Below are 19,183 nucleotides of genomic sequence, written 5' to 3'. Positions count from 1 at the left end.
GCACGCGTTGTCGGCGGCAGCGCGCGAGGCTGCCGCCGACAGGTGGCTACAGGCTCACCCGCTGGTCCGCGGGCAGGAACAGCTTGTCGCCTTCCTTGACACCGAAGGTCGAGTAGAACTCCGGCAGATTGCGGACGACCTGGTTGCAGCGGAATTCGCTGGGGGAGTGCGGGTCGGTGGCGATCTGCTGCTCGAGTGATTTCGGGTCCTGCTTCTCGCGCCAGTTGCGGCCCCAGGACTGGAACATCGGCGTGTAGTCGGGGTTGGCGCGGCCGTTCTTGCCCTCCTCGATGCGGAAGGCGGCCAGCGAGATCATCAGGCCGCGCAGATCGGCCAGATTCTCGCCGACGGTCAGCTCGCCGTTGACATGGTCGCTCGGCGGCAGACCCTCGGGAACGAGACCGTTGTACTGGTCTATCAGCTGCTTGGTCTTGGCCTGGAAAGCAGCCTGGTCCTGCGGGGTCCACCAGTCCTTGCGGTTGCCCTCACCATCGTATTTCGAGCCCTGATCATCGAAGCCGTGCCCGATCTCGTGGCCGATGACCGCGCCGATCGCGCCGTAGTTCACCGCCGCTTCGGCACTGGCGTCGAAGAACGGCGCCTGCAGGATCGCCGCGGGGAAATTGATCGAGTTGGAGGTGGGCTGGTAGTAGGCGTTGACGGTCTGCGGCGACATACCCCATTCGGATTTGTCCACCGGCTTCCCCAGCTTGTTCAGCTCCCGCTTGCTCTCGAATGCCTCGATGGCGAGCAAGGATTCGACCAGTTTGCCGCGAGTGACCTTCAGTTTCGAATAGTCGACCCACTTGTCCGGGTAACCGATCTTCGTGGTGATCTTGTCCAGCTTGGCAATCGAGGCTTCGCGGGTCTGGGGTGACATCCACGACGAATTGCGGAAATTCTCGCGGTAGGCGGCCATCAGATTGCCGACCAGTTCTTCGGCCTGCTTCTTGGCCTGCGGCGGAAAGTATTTCGCCACGTACAGCTTGCCCAGCTGCTCACCGAGGCTGGCGTCGACCACGCCGACCGCCGACTTCCACAGTTCGGGACGCTGCTGCAGTCCGCTGGTGGCCTTGAGGTATTCGAAATTGGCGTCGGACAGCGTCTTGTTCATGTATTTCGCGTATTTGCGAAGCAGGCTGAGCTTCAACCACTCTCGCCAGATGTTGACATCCACCTCGGTCCACAGCTGCGCGGCGGTGGTGAGGAAGGAGGGTTCGCCGACCACGATCTTGGCGAACAACTCCCGGGGGCGGTCGGTGGTGCCGGTCAGCCACGGATCCCAGTCGAAACCCGGTGCCGACTTGGTCATGTCCTCCCAGGACATCAGGTTGTAGGTCGCGTCCGCGTCGCGGGTGCGGACGTTGTCCCAGAAGCCGGCCGCGATCCGCTTCTCGAGATCGAGGGTGCGCTCGGCCGCGCCGTCCGGATCGGGCAGACCACCGCCGGCCGCCAGCTTGTGCAGCAGGGTCTGGTAGGCGGCGAGGCGCTCCGCGAATTCGGGTTTGCGGTAGTACTGCTCGCTCATGCCGAGGCCCGACTGATCCACCGAGGGGAGGTAGGCGTTGGAGTCGTTGCGGTCGATGCCGAGGCTCAGCGCGATCAGCCCGCCCAGCGGCAGCCCACCCATCACCTTCGCGAGATCGGCCTTGGTGGCCGCACCGTCGATCCGCTCGAACAGCGGTTGCAGCGGGGTGACGCCCAGTTTCTCCAGGGTGGCCTCGTCCATCCGCGCGTCGTAGAGATCGCGGATCTGCTGGCCCTCCGAGCCGTCGTCCGGATTGTGGATGTCGTCGATGACCTGGCGCAGCTGGCCCTCGATCCGGTCGGACACCTCACTGAACGTGCTGTAGGAGACCTTGTCCGGCGGCAGCTGATAGGTCCGCAGCCAGGTGCCGTTGACATTGCGGTACAGATCGTCCTGCGGGCGCACCGCGTTGTCGGCGCCCGACAGGTCGGGCCCGGTCAGCGGTTTCGGTTTCGCGTCGTCACTGTTGCAGGCCGCCAGTGCGGCGGCCACCGGCACCGCACCGAGCGCGATCAGGAACGAGCGGCGACCCAACTGGAGGTCGCGACCGGGCGATGTCACAGATAATCCTCTCCCCGACGGCTCATGCACCCGCGATGCCGGCGGCATCACGCGGCCCCGCCCGCGGACGGGGCCGATTGCGTCGGTGAGAGGCTAACCGAACCCGCTGAAGATCGGCTGAGTCCGAATTGCTCGCGGTGACAAGTTCTGGATTCGCCCCCTGATTTGGGCCCTACCTGCGGCTTGGCTACACTTGTCGGGTTGCCTGCGGGTGTTGTGCCCGCACTTTGGCCGCGAACCCACAGTGGTTGGTCTCTCCGGATCATGCATAACCGCTGGCAGGCGTGCGTTTGAAGGGCAACTGACCATGCCCGTCGGGTCGGTAATCCGGCGTGCATTACGTCCAGGTCTAGGAGGAGCTGAAGTGATTCAGCAGGAGTCGCGGCTGCGCGTCGCCGACAACACGGGTGCCAAGGAGATTCTGTGCATCCGCGTGCTCGGTGGATCGTCGCGCCGCTATGCCGGTATCGGCGATGTCATCGTCGCGACCGTCAAGGACGCGATCCCCGGCGGCAACGTCAAGAAGGGTGATGTCGTCAAGGCGGTCGTCGTGCGCACCGTCAAGGAGCGTCGTCGTCCGGACGGTTCGTACATCAAGTTCGACGAGAACGCCGCGGTGCTGATCAAGCCGGACAACGATCCGCGTGGCACCCGCATCTTCGGCCCCGTGGGCCGTGAGCTGCGCGACAAGCGTTTCATGAAGATCGTTTCGCTGGCCCCGGAGGTGCTCTGACATGAAGGTGCACAAGGGCGACACCGTGATCGTCATCTCGGGTAAGGACAAGGGCGCCAAGGGCAAGGTCATCCAGGCCTACCCCGAGCGCAACCGGGTTCTGGTCGAGGGCGTGAACCGGATCAAGAAGCATGTCGCGGATTCCGCGAACCAGCGCGGCGCCAGCTCCGGCGGCATCGTGACCCAGGAGGCGCCCATTCACGTGTCCAACGTGATGGTTGTCGACTCCGACGGCAAGCCGACCCGCGTGGGTTACCGCACCGACGAGAACGGCAAGCGGGTGCGCATCTCCCGTCGCAACGGGAAGGACATCTGAGCATGACCACCGCAGAGAACACAGACAAGATCGCTCCGCGCCTGAAGCTGCGCTACCGGGCGGAGATCAAGGACGCGCTGAACAGCGAGTTCGACTACGCCAACGTGATGCAGATCCCGGGCGTGGTGAAGGTCGTCGTGAACATGGGTGTCGGTGACGCCGCCCGTGACGCCAAGCTCATCAACGGCGCCGTCAACGACCTGGCCCTGATTACCGGTCAGAAGCCGGAGATCCGCAAGGCCCGTAAGTCCATCGCGCAGTTCAAGCTGCGTGAGGGCATGCCGATCGGTGCGCGCGTCACGCTGCGTGGCGACCGTATGTGGGAGTTCCTGGACCGTCTGGTGTCCATCGCCCTCCCGCGTATCCGTGACTTCCGTGGTCTGTCGCCGAAGCAGTTCGACGGCAACGGCAACTACACGTTCGGCCTGAGCGAGCAGTCGATGTTCCACGAGATCGACGTGGACTCCATCGACCGCCCGCGCGGTATGGACATCACGGTCGTCACCACGGCGACCAACGATGAGGAGGGCCGTGCCCTGCTCAAGCACCTCGGCTTCCCGTTCAAGGAGAACTGAGCACATGGCTAAGAAAGCTCTCGTCAACAAGGCCGCCGCGAAGCCGAAGTTCGCCGTTCGTGGCTACACCCGCTGCCAGCGCTGTGGCCGCCCCCGCGCGGTCTACCGCAAGTTCGGCCTGTGCCGCGTCTGCGTCCGTGAGATGGCGCACCGCGGCGAGCTGCCGGGCGTGCACAAGAGCTCCTGGTGAGCCCGCGCTGCTGAGGCAGCGCCCGCGCTGAGCGCGACAATCGAATCGAGGAAAGGTACGGACTCCGTCGAGTCCGTACCTTTTCTTGCGTCGAGGACTCGGCGTCGTCGATATGACCGCCGCGAATCGCTCCTCCGCGTCGACATTCGAGGTCCGACCACGGGATGTGGATGGGGAAAGGGAAATTCGTCTGATCGCCACGGAGTCACCTCCCCGCGCGTAGCGAGCCCGCTTGTCGCCCATGTGTCGTGCTCGTTGTGGGAACGGTCGACATGGTGGCGCCGCCGGGCCGGATCATGGTTTGCTCGCTGTTCCTTCCGGATGCCGCCCGGTGAGCGAGATCGGCGGCAAAAACCGTGTGAGTAGCGGAAATCGGCTGCATCTGGCTTGATGCTGGTCGGCTGTAGTTCGGCTCGAAAAATTTGCCGGAGATTCTCCCTCCAAATGGCAATCTGTGGAACCTGTGTGTAACGTCGCCGTTTCAGAAGGGCCGAAGTCGACGAGCGGTGGCGTTGTGACCAGTATTGACGAGTGCCTGCAGCGCATCATGGATGTTCCGGGTGCGCGTGGAGTGACATTGGTGGATGGAGCGAGTGGACTCGCCGTCGCCTCCGCCGGTCGGCACGATCCGATCGATGAACACGAGGATGCCGCTGCCACAACGGATGTGGTGCGCGCCGTGCTGAACTGCCCGGCGCTGGGTGCCGAACCCGACGACGACGTCACCGAGATCATGGTGTGCGGCACCCGCGGTTATCACCTGCTGAACCTGGTCGACGGCGACTTCGACGGCAGGCTCTTCGTACACGTCCTCTTCGACGAGGAGACCGGCAATCTGGCGATGTCCAGATATCAACTACGCGGCATCCTGTCCGAACTGGCCGAAGGTAGTCATGGGCGCTGATCTGGTCGTGGAGATGACGCGGCTGGAGGAGCAGAGAAGTACGGGGGTGCTGCACGCGGCGGACGGGTCGTTCTACTTCACCCGAGGTGAGGTCGTGACGGCGAATTGCCGGCGCACAACCGGACTGGACCGGTTGCTGGTGGAGTCGGGCGTCGCGACCGCCGAGGACTGGCAGCGAGCCGGAGCTGGCGATCCCGGGCCCGTCCTTGCCCGGCCGGCGCTGGAAACCCTTGCGTTGCTTGCTGTTTTCGATGCCGCCTACTTTCTGCTCTCCGCGCCCGCGATCGCCGAGTTCGAACCCGCGCCGGAGCATTGGCTCGCGCCGGTCTGCCATATCAATCCGCGGTTGCTCGTGCACGAATGCGAGCGCCGGGGCGATCCGGAGATGGGTCCGTGGCCGGCCGAGCTGGTTTCCCGGGCACCGGTGGTGCCGGTCCGGCGGGTGCGACGCCGGCGCGTCGCGCTGACCGGAGGCCAAGCGGAAGTGCTCGCGGCCGCCGATGGACGGCGCACCATCGCCGAGATAGCCGAGGAATTGGGGCGCACCAGCTACGGCTGTCTGGTGGCTGTCCGGGACCTGACCCTGGCGGGGCTGTTCCAGCCTCCGGCGCTGTCGGCACCGGCCGACTCCGGGAACGGCACACCGCCGCCGCTGGTCCGTCGCCGCCGGAGCGCGATTTCGGTTGCGCCGCCGGAACAGTGGGAGTCCCCGGTCGACCTGGACGTGCTGGTCCGCCTGCGGGCGGCCTTGGAGGAACTTGCGTGACCGCGCGGAAGAAGCTGCTCGGCGATCTGATGGGAAGGTTCAGCAAGGTGTCGAACTCGGAACCCGAGTCGAACGAAGCGGTGCTGGCGGAACTGAAGGCGTTGCGCGAGCGCGTCCCGGGACTGATCGGTGCGCTGGTGGCATCCAGTGACGGGCTCCTCATCGCGCACGACCTACCGCCCGAGATCGAACCCACCGGAATGGCCGCGCTGTCCGCATCGCAACTGGCGTTGTCGCAGCGGCTCGTCGCGACCGCGGTCGGCGGCGGATTCCACGAGGTCGTGGTGCGCGGTCCCGGCGGGCACGTCGTGGTCTACGCGGCGGATTGGGCCTCGCTGACCGTGCTGGCCGAACCACAGGTGAATGTCGGTCGGCTGCACCTGGAATCGCGTCCGGCGGCTCGTGCGATCGCCGAGCGCCTGACGACTCCGAGCGGCAAGCATCGCGCCGACCCGGATCAGTAACACCGAATGAAAGGGAACACCCATGTCCAATCTCGATCTGGCACTGAAGGAAATGATGGCGATCGACGGCGCGCTCGGCGCCTCCGTCGTCGACTACAACAGCGGGATGTCGCTGGGCATGCTCGGTAGTTCCAAGGCCCTGGATCTGCAGGTCGCCGGTGCCGGCAACACCGAGGTGGTGCGGGCCAAGCTGCGCACCATCGAACAGCTCGGGCTCAACGAGGAGATCGAGGACATCCTGATCTCGCTGTCCAGCCAGTACCACATCATCCGCCCGATGACGGCCCGGACGGCCAAGGGGCTGTTCATCTACCTCGCGCTGGATCGATCCCGCGCGAATCTGGCTCTGGCCCGCCACCGCCTGAAGGCCATCGAGGCCGAACTCGAGGTCTGATCCCACACCGCCCTGCCCCGGGGGTGAGTGGAGCCATCCTCGGAGCAGACGGTGTGGCAGCGTGGTGCGGATAGACGGTGGGCATGACCACCGCTGAGCGATCTCGGTGCCCTCGATATCGATGACTGTTCGGCGTCCTGGGTACCGTTACCGACTGTTGGGCAACGACTTTCACATCGACAAGGTTGTCGCACTGCCACGACCGGATCGGATCGGGGATGGGGATCGACAGGACGCGTGTGTTTCCGGCTGGGGATCGGGCCTTCGACTTCGCCCCGTTTCATGGAATGGGGCGGATCGATGATGTCGATGTGAACAATCGGTGGGACAGGCCGTATCCGGAGGGACTGAGATTACCGATCGGCGCGCAGGACAGCGGGCCGGCACTGGTCCTGGATCTGAATTCGGCGGCTGATGGTGGGGCGGGGCCCTTCGGTCTGGTGATCGGGGCGAGAGGGTCGGGCAAGTCCGAGATCTTGTCGGTGGTCGCGTTGGGGCTGGCACTCGGCAATCCGCCGGAGCAGGTCAATCTTCTTCTCGGCCAAGGGCGCGAGGGGAGTGCGCTGTCCGGGATCGAGAATCTGCCGCATGTGATCGGACACTGCGTTGCGAACGATCGTGACGATTCGGAGGTCGATTTCTTCCATGTCGTCGAGAGCGAGATCATCCGGCGCCGCGAGATCGTTCCCGCCGGCGGTGACTTCCGGGCCTGTCGTCTTCCGGCACTTGTCATCATCATCGACGACGCCGATTCGTTCGGGGGCGAGGACACGATTTCCGCCATTGTCGGCCTCGTCGATCGGGTCGGGCACGCGGTCGGCGCGCAACTGCTGATCTCGGTCGGTGATCTCATCGGACCGGCGGCCGATCGCGGCGCTGTCGCTTCCTACCGGATCTGCCTCGAGGCATTGTCTGCCAACGGTTCTCGGCAGACGGGCGAAATACCCGATGCCGACGACCTCCCCGATACAGCGGGGCACGGTTACCTGCGGCTCGCAGACGGATCCGTCACCCGGTTCCGGGCTCCGCACACCTCCTACTCGGTCCATACGAAGTGTGTGCCCGAGGAAGTCGCGGGTTCCGGCGTCGCCCTGCCCGTGGCACTGTCGGCAGTGCTGACCGATCGCCACGCGACGTACGCGCGTGTTGCGGAGATACGTCGCAGGAACGGTATGAAGAAGGATCCGGCCGACGTGTTTCCGAACCTGAGTGGCGGCTTCGACTTCGCTCCCTTTCATCGGATAGGCGATGTCGGTGACTTGGATGTGAAGTATCGATGGCGGCGCAAGCCGTATCGGGATCGGCTCCGGGTGCCGATCGGTGTGGCGGACAACGGGACTCGGGTTGTTCTGGACCTGAAATCACCGGCGGGTAGCGACTCGGCGCCGATCGGCGTGGTGACCGGGTTCTCGGGGTCCGGTAAGTCGCAGATCCTGATGTCGGCGGTGCTGGGACTTGTCGTCGAGAATCCGCCGGAACAGGTGAGCATCCTGCTCGGCCAGGTCGTCGTTCAGCAGACCTTCAATCAGATCGAAGAGCTTCCGCACATCATCGGCTTCTATCCCGAACTCTCGTCCCAGATGATCGAGCCGGAACTGTGGGAACCTTCGGGTATCGCAGCGGAGGGGGACATTTTCGACGTCATCGACAATGAGATCACCCGTCGGTGGGACGTCGTCCGGGCTGCCGGGGACTTTCGAAGCTTCGTCGGGTACGCCGAAGCGGTGGACGCTCGACGCCCGCCGATCCCACGGCTGCCGGCGCTGGTCATCGTGATCGATGATGTCGATCAGATTCTGGTCTTCAGCGAAGAGAACCGGGCGAAATTTTCGAAAGTGCTGGATCGCATCGACCGCCTCGGGAGTGTAGTCGGTGTCCATCTGCTGTGCTCCGCTTCCGATCTGCACAGTTTTCAGGATGCTGTCGAGGCCGTTCGGACCTATCGGATCGGTATGAAGCAATTCAGCCCACGCGCTTCGCGGCAGATCGTGGGCATACCCGACGCCTACGATCTGCCCGAATACCAGAACTACGGATACATTCGAACCGCCGGTGGCACCGTGACCCGGTTCCAGGCTCCGACCTCGTCCTATCGCGTGCACTCGAACCGCATCGCCGAGGAGGTGGAAGGGTGCGGCGTCTTTCTGACGACAGCGTTGTCCTCGATACTGGCCCGCTACCATTCGAACCTGGTGCACGACCCGCACTCCTGGCCGGATGAGGGCTGAGGCGCCGGGCCGTGCGTCCGGATCAGCCGACGTGGTGACGCGTGGCTGTCGCGTCGTCCCCGATCTCGTCGTCCTCGTAGTCGATTCCGTGTGCTGGTTCGGGCTGGTTCCGGATGCACGCGGTGCGCCAGAGGTCATATCCCAGTCCGGCGACAGCGACGGCGATACACATCCCGGCGGGAATCAGCAGCGCCACATCGCCGATTCGGCTGCCCGCCACCGTACCGGCGATGCCGCCGGCGATGAACGTGACGACCGTGGCCGACAGGACGATTCCCTTCCACGCGTCGAAACCGTGGTGCGATGAGCGGCCGATCAGCAGGCCCAGGTCGGTCAGGGTGCCGGTGAAATGGGTTGTGCGGATCTGCATTGCGCGCAGGCTGGAGGTTGTTCCGTTCTGCATGCCGCACGCCATGGCCGCCAGAATGACCGCCACGCTGTCCTCGGCCAATATGAAGGCCGAGACCAGCAGAAATGCCTCGCAGATCATGACCCCGCTGTGCCGCGCTCCCGCATGTCGTTTGGCCGGGCCCAGTGCGGCGCCCGCGATCGCGGCGCCGATCAGGAACCCGATGATGATGAACGCGAGAATGCCGCTTTCGTAGAGCACCGGATTGGCGACATCCATCCCCAGTTTGGTCGTCGTTGCGGTCAGGTTGCCGACCGGGAACGCGAGAACGAGAATGGCGACCGCGTTGACGAATCCCGCGACGGCCGCGAGCAGCGATCCGTAGCTGAGAACGAGCAGGCGATGTAATTGGTCGTGGCTCATGGCAGGCGGCTTCCCCGTGTGTCGTCTTGCCTGGGCGAATACGGGCAAAAGGTACCAAGGCAATCTCAGAGAAACCTGTGAACGATGCTCGGTTCCTTACCACCACTGGTGATCACGGCGAGTGCGGCTCGTGTCGCACGGCTACATTTGGCCGCCGGATACGGCATCCGAATCGCGGTCGAGGTGATATCGGCCGATCGGGCGGGCAGAGAACTGGGTGAGACCATGCCGCAGACGTCCGCGTGCCGTGAATCAGATCGAAACGAGGGTCAGCAGTGCGTCGAGCCCTTTGAAATCGTCCGCGTTGCGGGTGAACAACGGGATGTCATTCGCCGACGCGATTGCCGCGATCATCAGGTCCATTCTGCGCGGCTTGGGGTTTCGTCCAGATGAGACCACCAGTTTCGCCATGGAGGTGAATCGTCGTGCCGCGATGGAAGAGAAGGGTAGAGCGTCGAAACTGTGCTCGATCTCCATCAACCTTTCGGTGCGCAGAGCGAGAGTCGAGGGCGATGAGGCCAGTGCTATCCCCATGCCGAGTTCCGCGAGGGTCACGGTACTGATCCTCGATCCAACCGGTAAGGCGTGGTCGTCGATGGTGGGCAGGTCGATCAAGACGCAGGTGTCGAGCAGGCCGACCGGGAACCGGAACCCCGACTGTGGATCAGTCATCCAATCGGTCCTCGCCGAATGCCGCATCGAGCTCGGCGCGTTCTGTCGCGCTGTCGGCGCCTTCGGTGAATCGGGCCAGTCGCTTCTTGAGTTCGGTGGTGGAGATGTCCCGCTCGGCGGTGATGGGGTTCAGTGTGCCGACGGGGCGACCGTTCCGGGTGATGACGAATTCCTGGCCTGCTTCCAGTGCGTCCATGACACCTGCACTCCCGTTGCGCAACTCGGCCTGAGTAATAGTCTTCACCATACCTCGAATATAGCTACTGATGCTATAAGATGCTATGCATCTGGCGACGTGAGATACGGCAGGGAAGAAAGAGGGCCAGCTTTCTCGGCCGCTGCCCCCGATTTTGGCTGTTCGAGCGCCTCGCCTACACTAGACCGGTTGCTCGGGCACCACCGTGCCCTTTTGCGTGCGCGAAGCTCCGGGTGACTGCAATCCAATCCGGCCGGCAATGCTGTCGTCCGGACCAGCCGAAATTGTCGTAGGCCCACGACCGCCCCGTGTGACGGTGCTGTATGGGAACCGCGGCGAGAAAGGTAACGGTCAACACATGACCATGACTGATCCGATCGCAGACTTTCTGACCCGTCTGCGCAACGCCAACTCGGCGTACCACGATCAGGTGAAGGCTCCGCACTCGAAGCTCAAGGCGAACATCGCCGAGATTCTCAAGCGCGAGGGCTACATCTCCGACTACCGCACCGAAGAGGCGCCCGTCGGACAGACCCTGATCGTCGACCTGAAGTACGGCCAGAGCCGGGAGCGCAGCCTGCAGGGTGTGCGTCGCGTCTCGAAGCCGGGTCTGCGGGTGTACGCGAAATCCACCAACCTGCCCAAGGTGCTGGGCGGCCTCGGCGTGGCGATCATCTCCACGTCGAACGGCCTGCTCACCGACCGTCAGGCCAAGCAGCAAGGTGTGGGCGGGGAAGTCCTCGCCTACGTCTGGTAAGGGAGGTAGGAACAATGTCGCGTATCGGTAAGAAGCCGATCCCGGTTCCCACCGGCGTCGAGGTGACCATCGACGGCCAGGCCGTGTCAGTGAAGGGGCCCAAGGGCACCCTCTCGCACACGATCGCCGAGCCGATCGTCATCGCGAAGGCCGACAGCGGTGAACTGGAGGTGACCCGTCCCGACGACGAGCGCCGCAACCGCTCGCTGCACGGCCTGAGCCGCACCCTGATCAGCAACATGATCGTCGGTGTGACCCAGGGCTACGAGAAGAAGATGGAAATCTTCGGCGTCGGCTACCGCGTGCAGCAGAAGGGGTCGAACCTGGAGTTCGCCCTGGGCTACAGCCACCCGGTGCCGATCGAGGCCCCCGAGGGCATCACCTTCAAGGTGGAGGCCCCCACGAAGTTCTCGGTGTCCGGCATCGACAAGCAGAAGGTCGGCCAGATCGCCGCTGTGATCCACGGCCTGCGTAAGCCCGACCCGTACAAGGGCAAGGGCATTCGCTACGAGGGTGAGGTCGTGCGTCGCAAGGAAGGGAAGACGGGTAAGTAAGCCATGGCACAAACCGAGACTCAGAAAGCCGCGCGCAAGCCGCTCGGCAAGGATGCGTCGACCCGTCGCCGAGTTTCCAAGGCGCGCCGTCACTTCCGTCTGCGCAAGAAGGTCGCCGGCACCGCCGCGACCCCGCGTCTGGTCGTGTTCCGCTCCTCGCGGCACCTGCACGCTCAGCTCGTGGACGACCTGGCCGGCAAGACCCTTGCCTCCGCCTCGTCCGTCGAAGCCGATGTGCGGGCCCTCGAGGGCGACAAGACCGCCAAGGGCAAGAAGGTCGGCGAACTGCTCGCCGAGCGTGCCAAGGCTGCCGGTGTCGAGACCGCGGTGTTCGACCGCGGTGGACACGACTACCACGGCCGCATCGCCGCTCTGGCCGATGCCGCTCGCGAAGGTGGGTTGAAGTTCTGATGCGAATTCAGCCCATGGACCGAATGACCATGAACGAAGGGAACGTCTGATGCCGGGACGTCAGCGGCGTGACGGCGGCAACGGACCCGCCGGACAGGGTGGCAGTAACGATCGCGATCAGCGTGGTGGCGGTCGCGACCGCCGCGGCGGTGACCGCCGGGACAATGCCGCCGAGAAGAACCAGCTCGAGCGCGTAGTCGCGATCAACCGTGTGTCCAAGGTCGTGAAGGGTGGTCGTCGCTTCAGCTTCACCGCCCTCGTGATCGTGGGTGACGGCAACGGCCTGGTCGGTGTCGGATACGGCAAGGCCAAGGAAGTTCCCGCGGCCATCCAGAAGGGTGTCGAGGAGGCTCGCAAGGGCTTCTTCCGCGTCCCGATGATCGGCAGCACCATCACGCACCCCGTGCAGGGTGAGGCTGCCGCCGGTGTCGTCATGCTGCGTCCGGCCTCGCCCGGTACCGGTGTGATCGCCGGTGGTGCGGCCCGTGCCGTGCTGGAATGCGCCGGTATCCACGACATCCTGGCCAAGTCGCTCGGTAGCGACAACGCCATCAACGTCGTGCACGCTACCGTCGCTGCCCTGAAGATGCTGCAGCGTCCGGAAGAGGTGGCCGCCCGCCGCGGTCTGCCGATCGAGGACGTTGCCCCGGCGGGCATGCTGCGTGCGCGTGCCGGACAGGGAGCCTGATATGGCACAGCTCAAGGTGACCCAGATCAAGTCGACGATCGGCGCCAAGAAGAATCAGCGGGAGTCGCTTCGCACCCTCGGCCTGCGCGGAATCCGCCAGTCCGTGCTCCGCGAGGACAACGCCCAGAACCGCGGGCTGATCAACGTCGTGCGCCACCTCGTTTCCGTAGAGGAGGAAACCGCATGACCCCCATCAAGCTGCACCACCTGCGGCCTGCCCCGGGTGCCAAGACCGAGAAGATCCGTGTGGGTCGCGGTGAGGGCTCCAAGGGCAAGACCGCCGGTCGCGGTACCAAGGGTACGAAGGCTCGCAAGAACGTGCCGGCCCGCTTCGAGGGCGGCCAGATGCCGATCCACATGCGCCTGCCGAAGCTGAAGGGGTTCACCAACCCGTTCCGCGTCGAGTACCAGGTCGTGAATGTGGGCGATATCGCCCGGCTGTTCCCGCAGGGCGGCGCCATCGGCAAGGACGAGCTCGTCGCTGCCGGTGCCGTCCGCAAGAACCAGTTGGTGAAGGTTCTCGGCGAGGGTGAGATCGGTGTGGCCGTTCAGGTCAGCGCCGACAAGTTCTCCGGCTCCGCCAAGGAGAAGATCGCCGCCGCCGGTGGTACCGCCACCGAATTGGCCTGACAGTTACGGTTAGTACGGTGTGGACGCCGGACGGGTGAGATGCCCGTCCGGCGTCGCTGTTAGAGTTCAATTGTTGTCTGCCAACCAGTCTGCCCCGTCGTCGTGGCACAGGACCGGATAATCCTCATTCGTGAGGGCACCGGTATGTGCCGAGGTGACGGAAGTGGGCGTGACCCCCGTGTCGTCAGCCAGGAGGATCTGTGCTTTCCGCCTTCGTGTCGGCTTTCCGGACCCCGGACTTACGGCGGAAGATTCTCTTCGCGCTGGGCCTGATCGCGTTGTACCGCGTGGGTGCCGCGTTACCGTCTCCCGGTGTCGACTACGGGGCCGTCCGGCGCTGCATCGATGTCGTCAACGGTGGTGACAGTGGCGGTATCTACCAGCTGATCAACCTGTTCTCCGGTGGCGCGCTGCTGCAGCTGTCGGTGTTCGCGATCGGGATCATGCCCTACATCACCGCGAGCATCATCATCCAGTTGCTGACGGTGGTCATCCCGCGGTTCGAGGAACTGCGCAAGGAGGGCCAGTCCGGTCAGAACAAGATGACGCAGTACACGCGGTATCTGTCGATCGCACTGGCGGTTCTGCAGGCCACGGGTCTGGTCGCATTGGCCGGGCGCGGGCTGCTGCTGAAGGACTGCAAAGAGGACATCCTCGCCGACACCAGCATTTTCGGCATGATCATCATCGTGCTGGTGATGACCGCCGGCGCGGCGCTGGTGATGTGGTTCGGTGAGCAGATCACCGAGCGCGGTATCGGCAACGGTATGTCGCTGCTGATCTTCGCCGGTATCGCATCCCGGATCCCGTCCGAGGGCAAGCAGATCCTCGACACCAAGGGCGGGCTGATCTTCGGCCTCGTCTGCGTCGCCGCCTTCGCGGTGATCGTCGGTGTCATCTTCGTCGAACAGGGCCAGCGCCGGATTCCGGTGCAGTACGCCAAACGCGTCGTCGGACGCAAGATGTACGGCGGGTCGTCGACCTATCTGCCGCTGAAGGTCAACCAAGCGGGTGTCATCCCGGTGATCTTCGCGTCCTCGCTGCTGTATCTGCCCAATCTGGTCGCCCAGCTGACGCAGTCGCAGAACTCCGACAGCTGGTGGCAGAAGATCATCCAGAAGTATCTGGTCAATCCGGGCAACCCGGTATATGTCCTGGTCTACTTCGCGTTGATCGTGTTCTTCACCTATTTCTATGTCGCGATCACCTTCAACCCGGAGGAACGCGCGGACGAGATGAAGAAGTTCGGCGGGTTCATCCCCGGTTACCGTCCGGGTAAGCCGACCGCCGACTATCTCAACTATGTACTGAGCCGAATCACCCTCCCCGGTTCTCTCTATCTCGGTGCTGTCGCCGTACTGCCCAACCTGCTGATCCACATCGGCGGCGGTGGCGGTGGGTCGAGCTTCCTGCCGTTCGGCGGTACGTCGGTACTGATCGTGGTGAGTGTCGGCCTCGATACGGTCAAACAGATCGAGAGCCAACTGATGAACAGAAATTACGAAGGGTTCCTCAAGTGAGACTCGTACTGCTCGGACCGCCGGGTGCCGGTAAAGGGACACAGGCCGAACTGCTGTCGGACAATCTGGGTGTTCCGCACATCTCCACGGGGAATTTGTTCCGCGCGAACATCTCCCAGCAGACCGCGCTGGGCCGCGAGGCCAAGAAGTACCTCGACGCCGGCGATCTCGTGCCCAGCGATGTGACCAACCGCATGGTGGAGTCGCGGATCGCCGAACCGGATGCCGCCAAGGGCTTCGTGCTCGACGGCTATCCCCGCACCGTCGATCAGGCGGTGGCGCTGGAGAAGATGCTGCAGCAGTCCGGCCAGAAGCTGGATGCCGTCGTGAGCTTCGAGGTGGCCGACGATGTCGTGGTGGAGCGGATGCTCGGCCGCGGCCGCGACGACGACACCGAAGAGGTCATCCGCAACCGCATGCAGGTCTACCGCGACGAGACCGCGCCGCTGCTGCAGCACTACGACGGCCTGATCCTCGCGGTCGACGGCATCGGTGAGGTCGACGAGGTCAACGCCCGCGTCCTACGCGTCCTGGGTCGCTGACGCCGATGGTATTCGGCCTCAAGCAGAAGAAGGTGGTGCCGTTCCGCACCGCCGGTGAGCTGGATGCCATGGCCGCGGCCGGTGCGATCGTCGGCCGCGCGCTCGTCGCCGTCCGCGCGGCCGCCGCGCCGGGCGTGTCGACGCTGGAATTGGACGAGGTCGCCGAGCAGACCATTCGCGAGGCGGGTGCCGTGCCGTCCTTCAAGGGCTATCACGGCTTCCCGGGCTCGATCTGCTCCTCGGTGAACGACCGTGTGGTGCACGGGATTCCGTCGAAGGACGAGGTCCTGGCGCCCGGCGATCTGGTATCCATCGACTGTGGTGCGATTCTGGACGGCTGGCACGGCGATTCGGCCTGGACGTTCGGTATCGGTGAGATCATCGAGGCCGATCGGCTGCTGAGCGATGCCACCCGGTTGTCGATGGACGCCGGGATCGCGGCGATGCTCCCGGGTAACCGGCTCACCGATGTCTCGCACGCGATCGAGCTCGGTACCCGGGCCGCCGAGTCCGAACACGGGCGGGCCTACGGCATCGTCGACGGTTACGGCGGGCACGGAATCGGCCGGCAGATGCATATGGATCCGTTCCTCGCCAACGAGGGAGCGCCCGGCCGCGGGCCCAAGCTCGTGGTGGGCTCGGTGCTGGCCATCGAACCGATGCTGACGCTGGGAACGACGGAAACCGTTGTGCTCGAAGACGACTGGACCGTTGTCACCTCCGACGGCACCCGGGCCGCGCACTGGGAACATACCGTCGCGGTCACCGAGGACGGTCCGCGCATTCTGACCCTGCGGCCCGAATAGGCTCGAAAAGATCTCTCGCGCAACGCACCTGCCGCCGGATGGCGCAGGTGCGTCGCGCTGTCTAGCGGCTGTGTCCGGTCATGGTGGTCAGTGGGACCATGCCGGTCCAGCCGCACGGCCGGTCGCAGCTGGCGACCACGGTCGTGGCACCGGCGAACGCCGCCGAAGCATGTGCGGGATAACCGCATTCGGGACATTTGCCGAAATAGTCGAGTACCTCGTGCGGCCCCGGGCTCATGGTGGTTCTCTGGTCGGTCACGGGTTCTCCTAGCCTCCGGTGCGCCACCCGCGGTTCGTCAGGTGGTGGCGCGATGTCCGCCGGTCGAGAACCTAACTCGGCACCGCGTACGATCTGTCCGTTCCGGGGACGGCATTGGACATCTCACAACCGGGTCGGCCGAATGCTGCGGGTGTGCCACAGCGGGTGTGCGGGGCGGCCGAATGACGCCCGACCTCGACGATTTCGTCTTGTTCTGTCGAATTTCATTGTGCGCCATCGGATATTCAACCGGGTGTGTTGTCGTAGTCGCTGCGGGGGTCGACGGCGGAGGTGACGGTGGTCAACGAACGGTTGCAGGCCGACATGATGACGGTCCTGGAGGGCCTCGACGAGCAACTGCGCGGGATCGCGGAGATCCAGCTGCGCCGATCGCGGCTGACCGCTACCGCTCGCACCTGTGAACAGCGGATCGAGGTCACCGTCAATGCCGATGGCCTGCTGATCGATACGACGTTCGCCGACGACATCTCGGATCTGACCTACGACGAGATCGCCGCGGGTATGACCGCGGCCGTGCAGCAGGCCGCCGCGGAGGCACTGCGGCTGGGCGCCGAGCTCATGCAACCGCTGCGCGAGCGGAAGATGCAGCTGCCCAAGATGTCCGAAATCATCGAAGGTGCACCGGATCTGGGGGAGATGATGCCGACCGCACCGCCGGTACCGAAGCGAGTCGAGGACTATCGCGAATCGCAACCCGACGGACCCGCGGACGGCAGTGTGCGCCGCTCGATGGTCTCCGACGAGGACTGATCCCCGTGAGCCTGTACCTTCCGCCGCCGGTGCGACCGATCGCCTGGGTCGCCGGCGCGAGCTGGCCCGATGGTGACGAGGACAAGATGTGGGCGGTGTCTCGCGCGTGGGACCAGGCGCACAAGGACCTCGCGGCGCAGGTGTCCGGGATAGAGAGCGCGAAATCGGCTGCCATGGCGGCATTTCCGTCCGGTGATGCGGCCGATCAGATCGGTCACCTGTTCGACGCGTTCCTGCAGGGGGATCAGTCGCTGGCCACGATGGCCGAGGGCTTCAAGACGATCAGCGATTCGACCTTCGACGTCGGTACCGAACTGCAGTCGGCGAAGATCAATATCATTGTGTCGCTGTGCATTCTGCTGGTCGAGATCGCCTGGGCCTGGCTGTTCCCCCCGACCGCGCCGGCCGTGGAGGCGGCGGCCGTCGGCACCACCCGTTCGATCGTGAAATTCATCGCCGACGCCTTGCAGAATGCGCTCGAACGCGCCTGGTCGAAGCTGGGATTCGCCACCCGCGCCGAGCTCAACGGTGCCTCGCGGTACTGGATCAAGCACATCCTGTCCGCCGATACCTGGAAGGGGATGCGCGGACAGACCTGGAAGTACAAGGCCAAGACGATCCTGCCCACGGCCAAGGGGATGGGCGTCTACACGCTGAAGTTCGGCGAGGGCGCGCTGTGGGGGCCGGTGACCAATGCGATCGTGCAGGGTGCGCAGATCGCGGACGGTAAGCGGCACGGCTTCAACTGGAAGGAGTTCGGCGCTTCCTGGGCGGCATCGGCGTTGAGCACCATCCCCAGCCGCGAACTCGGCCGCTATATGGGCTTCGGGATCAGCAATCTGGACAAGAAATTCGGCGGCGCGATCACGAATATGCCATTCCGGTCCGGGTTCTTCCTGCAGGGCGCGACCATCGGTGCGACCGCGGGCGTGTTCGGCAATGTGTTCGGCAATATCGGCGCCGGTGCGGTGACCGGCGATATCGCGGGCGCATTCGCCAGCCCCGAGGGCTGGGTCGGTGGTGCGGCCCGCGGCGGCATGGTCGGCGGGATGCGTGGTCTGGGCACGAAGACGACCGGCCCCAACAGCAACGACCCCCGATTCAATCTGTGGATGAACAAGAAGGCGCCCTGGGCGCCGCCGAAGACCCCACCCGAGAACAACCCACTGACACCGCGACCGGTACCCGGCAACAGCCCGACGACGAACTCGGGCGGTGGGCAGGTCCACCCGGCCGGTGGAGCGGGGAATTCGGTTGGTAACGGGGCGAATTCGACCAACGGTGGGGGTGGGTTCCGTGATCCGTCGGATCCGAATTACATGACGCCGTCGCGTCCTGCGCCTGCGCCGCCGGTGAATGCCGCGGGTGGTGGTGGTTTCCGTGATCCGTCGGATCCGAACTATATGACGCCGTCGCGGCCGGCTCCCGCGCCGCCGGTGCACAACGATGGTGGTCACGGTGGGGGTGGGTTCCGTGATCCGTCGGATCCGAATTACATGACGCCGTCGCGTCCTGCGCCTGCGCCGCCGGTGAATGCCGCGGGTGGTGGTGGTTTCCGTGATCCGTCGGATCCGAATTACATGACGCCGTCGCGGCCCGCTCCCGCGCCGCCGGTGAATGCTGGCGGGGGAGGCGGTGGTCGCACTCCGTTGTTCGAGCCGATGCCGCCGAATCCGAACAGCCGGATACCGACCGGGCTGCAGTCGACTCTGCTGGGCGGCGGAGATGGATCGACACCGCACCCGTCGGTCGGGACGACACACAATGGTCCGCCGGTGCATGGTGGTGGGTTTCGTGATCCGTCGGATCCGAACTATATGACGCCGTCGCGGCCTGCGCCTGTGCCGCCGGTGCATGGTGGTGGGTTTCGTGATCCGTCGGATCCGAACTATATGACGCCGTCGCGGCCTGCGCCTGTGCCGCCGGTGCATGGTGGTGGGTTTCGT

General features: G+C 64.7%; 24 protein-coding genes and 1 pseudogene. 20 read left to right on the top strand and 5 right to left on the bottom strand.

What is annotated here, in order from left to right; translation table 11 throughout:
- Positions 1-46: 46 nt before the first annotated feature.
- On the bottom strand, positions 47-2,089 hold the full coding sequence (locus tag AB0L57_RS12910; protein WP_364960860.1) for a M13 family metallopeptidase: 2,043 nt from the start codon (positions 2,087-2,089) through the stop codon (positions 47-49).
- A 364-nt stretch (positions 2,090-2,453) separates the two neighbouring features.
- On the opposite strand from AB0L57_RS12910, the gene rplN reads away from it, so the two are divergent.
- The 9 genes from rplN (at position 2,454) to AB0L57_RS12865 (ending at position 8,659) form a co-directional block, all read left to right on the top strand.
- A complete protein-coding gene (gene rplN / locus AB0L57_RS12905; RefSeq protein WP_025347222.1) occupies positions 2,454-2,822 on the top strand; it encodes a 50S ribosomal protein L14 in 369 nt (122 codons plus the stop codon).
- Position 2,823: 1 nt separating this feature from the next.
- Positions 2,824-3,138 carry a 50S ribosomal protein L24 gene (gene rplX, locus AB0L57_RS12900; RefSeq protein ID WP_364960858.1) on the top strand — a complete coding sequence of 105 codons (315 nt, stop codon included), beginning with the start codon at positions 2,824-2,826 and terminating at the stop codon, positions 3,136-3,138.
- Between the two features lie 2 nt (positions 3,139-3,140).
- Complete coding sequence (gene rplE, locus AB0L57_RS12895; protein ID WP_364960856.1) at positions 3,141-3,713, top strand: 50S ribosomal protein L5; 573 nt, start codon at positions 3,141-3,143, stop codon at positions 3,711-3,713.
- A gap of 4 nt (positions 3,714-3,717) precedes the next feature.
- Positions 3,718-3,903, top strand: a complete 186-nt coding sequence (locus AB0L57_RS12890) for a type Z 30S ribosomal protein S14 (protein ID WP_025347225.1) — start codon at positions 3,718-3,720, stop codon at positions 3,901-3,903.
- Between the two features lie 514 nt (positions 3,904-4,417).
- Positions 4,418-4,807, top strand: coding sequence for a hypothetical protein (locus tag AB0L57_RS12885; protein WP_364960853.1), 390 nt, complete (start codon positions 4,418-4,420; stop codon positions 4,805-4,807).
- Positions 4,797-5,573 carry a hypothetical protein gene (locus AB0L57_RS12880; RefSeq protein ID WP_364960851.1) on the top strand — a complete coding sequence of 259 codons (777 nt, stop codon included), beginning with the start codon at positions 4,797-4,799 and terminating at the stop codon, positions 5,571-5,573. The genes AB0L57_RS12885 and AB0L57_RS12880 overlap by 11 nt, the downstream gene beginning before the upstream one ends.
- Complete coding sequence (locus AB0L57_RS12875; protein WP_364960849.1) at positions 5,570-6,037, top strand: roadblock/LC7 domain-containing protein; 468 nt, start codon at positions 5,570-5,572, stop codon at positions 6,035-6,037. Before AB0L57_RS12880 ends, AB0L57_RS12875 begins: the two co-directional genes overlap by 4 nt.
- A 22-nt stretch (positions 6,038-6,059) precedes the next feature.
- Complete coding sequence (locus AB0L57_RS12870; RefSeq protein WP_364960847.1) at positions 6,060-6,431, top strand: hypothetical protein; 372 nt, start codon at positions 6,060-6,062, stop codon at positions 6,429-6,431.
- 311 nt (positions 6,432-6,742) lie between these two features.
- Positions 6,743-8,659 (top strand): FtsK/SpoIIIE domain-containing protein, encoded by a 1,917-nt coding sequence (locus AB0L57_RS12865; RefSeq protein WP_364960846.1) that lies wholly within the window; start codon positions 6,743-6,745, stop codon positions 8,657-8,659.
- A 22-nt stretch (positions 8,660-8,681) separates the two neighbouring features.
- On the opposite strand, the gene AB0L57_RS12860 is transcribed toward AB0L57_RS12865, so the two are convergent.
- The 3 genes from AB0L57_RS12860 to AB0L57_RS12850 form a co-directional block, all read right to left on the bottom strand.
- A complete protein-coding gene (locus tag AB0L57_RS12860; RefSeq protein WP_364960844.1) occupies positions 8,682-9,431 on the bottom strand; it encodes a YoaK family protein in 750 nt (249 codons plus the stop codon).
- 252 nt (positions 9,432-9,683) lie between these two features.
- A complete protein-coding gene (locus AB0L57_RS12855) occupies positions 9,684-10,103 on the bottom strand; it encodes a type II toxin-antitoxin system VapC family toxin (RefSeq protein ID WP_364960842.1) in 420 nt (139 codons plus the stop codon).
- A complete protein-coding gene (locus AB0L57_RS12850) occupies positions 10,096-10,350 on the bottom strand; it encodes a prevent-host-death protein (RefSeq protein ID WP_364960840.1) in 255 nt (84 codons plus the stop codon). The genes AB0L57_RS12855 and AB0L57_RS12850 overlap by 8 nt, the downstream gene beginning before the upstream one ends.
- A 307-nt stretch (positions 10,351-10,657) precedes the next feature.
- Between AB0L57_RS12850 and rpsH the strand changes: the two genes are divergently transcribed.
- The 9 genes from rpsH to map all read left to right on the top strand — a co-directional run bounded on the left by rpsH (position 10,658) and on the right by map (position 16,207).
- Positions 10,658-11,056 (top strand): 30S ribosomal protein S8, encoded by a 399-nt coding sequence (gene rpsH, locus AB0L57_RS12845; protein ID WP_364960839.1) that lies wholly within the window; start codon positions 10,658-10,660, stop codon positions 11,054-11,056.
- Positions 11,057-11,070: 14 nt separating this feature from the next.
- Positions 11,071-11,610, top strand: a complete 540-nt coding sequence (rplF, locus tag AB0L57_RS12840; RefSeq protein WP_364960837.1) for a 50S ribosomal protein L6 — start codon at positions 11,071-11,073, stop codon at positions 11,608-11,610.
- Between the two features lie 3 nt (positions 11,611-11,613).
- Complete coding sequence (rplR, locus tag AB0L57_RS12835; RefSeq protein ID WP_364960835.1) at positions 11,614-12,021, top strand: 50S ribosomal protein L18; 408 nt, start codon at positions 11,614-11,616, stop codon at positions 12,019-12,021.
- 49 nt (positions 12,022-12,070) lie between these two features.
- A complete protein-coding gene (gene rpsE / locus AB0L57_RS12830; protein WP_364960834.1) occupies positions 12,071-12,709 on the top strand; it encodes a 30S ribosomal protein S5 in 639 nt (212 codons plus the stop codon).
- A 1-nt stretch (position 12,710) separates the two neighbouring features.
- Positions 12,711-12,896, top strand: coding sequence for a 50S ribosomal protein L30 (gene rpmD / locus AB0L57_RS12825; protein ID WP_364960832.1), 186 nt, complete (start codon positions 12,711-12,713; stop codon positions 12,894-12,896).
- Positions 12,893-13,339: a 50S ribosomal protein L15 gene (gene rplO, locus AB0L57_RS12820; RefSeq protein WP_364960830.1), complete on the top strand. Its 447-nt coding sequence runs from the start codon at positions 12,893-12,895 to the stop codon at positions 13,337-13,339. The genes rpmD and rplO overlap by 4 nt, the downstream gene beginning before the upstream one ends.
- A gap of 200 nt (positions 13,340-13,539) precedes the next feature.
- Positions 13,540-14,859 carry a preprotein translocase subunit SecY gene (secY, locus tag AB0L57_RS12815; protein WP_364960829.1) on the top strand — a complete coding sequence of 440 codons (1,320 nt, stop codon included), beginning with the start codon at positions 13,540-13,542 and terminating at the stop codon, positions 14,857-14,859.
- Positions 14,856-15,401: an adenylate kinase gene (locus AB0L57_RS12810; RefSeq protein ID WP_364960827.1), complete on the top strand. Its 546-nt coding sequence runs from the start codon at positions 14,856-14,858 to the stop codon at positions 15,399-15,401. The genes secY and AB0L57_RS12810 overlap by 4 nt, the downstream gene beginning before the upstream one ends.
- 5 nt (positions 15,402-15,406) lie before the next feature.
- Complete coding sequence (gene map / locus AB0L57_RS12805; RefSeq protein WP_364960825.1) at positions 15,407-16,207, top strand: type I methionyl aminopeptidase; 801 nt, start codon at positions 15,407-15,409, stop codon at positions 16,205-16,207.
- A gap of 61 nt (positions 16,208-16,268) precedes the next feature.
- On the opposite strand, the gene AB0L57_RS12800 is transcribed toward map, so the two are convergent.
- Entirely contained in the window at positions 16,269-16,466 is a 198-nt protein-coding gene (locus AB0L57_RS12800) for a hypothetical protein (RefSeq protein ID WP_364960822.1), read from the bottom strand.
- A gap of 297 nt (positions 16,467-16,763) precedes the next feature.
- On the opposite strand from AB0L57_RS12800, the gene AB0L57_RS12795 reads away from it, so the two are divergent.
- Positions 16,764-17,237, top strand: coding sequence for a YbaB/EbfC family DNA-binding protein (locus AB0L57_RS12795; protein WP_364960821.1), 474 nt, complete (start codon positions 16,764-16,766; stop codon positions 17,235-17,237).
- A gap of 5 nt (positions 17,238-17,242) precedes the next feature.
- Positions 17,243-19,183 (top strand): annotated as a pseudogene (locus tag AB0L57_RS12790) (hypothetical protein); the annotation flags it as partial.

This window comes from Nocardia sp. NPDC052254 (genome assembly GCF_040679495.1).
In the GTDB taxonomy this organism is placed as follows: Bacteria; Actinomycetota; Actinomycetes; order Mycobacteriales; family Mycobacteriaceae; genus Nocardia.
The sequence above is the reverse complement of the archived record's forward strand: the minus strand, read 5'-3'. Positions and strand labels throughout refer to the sequence as shown.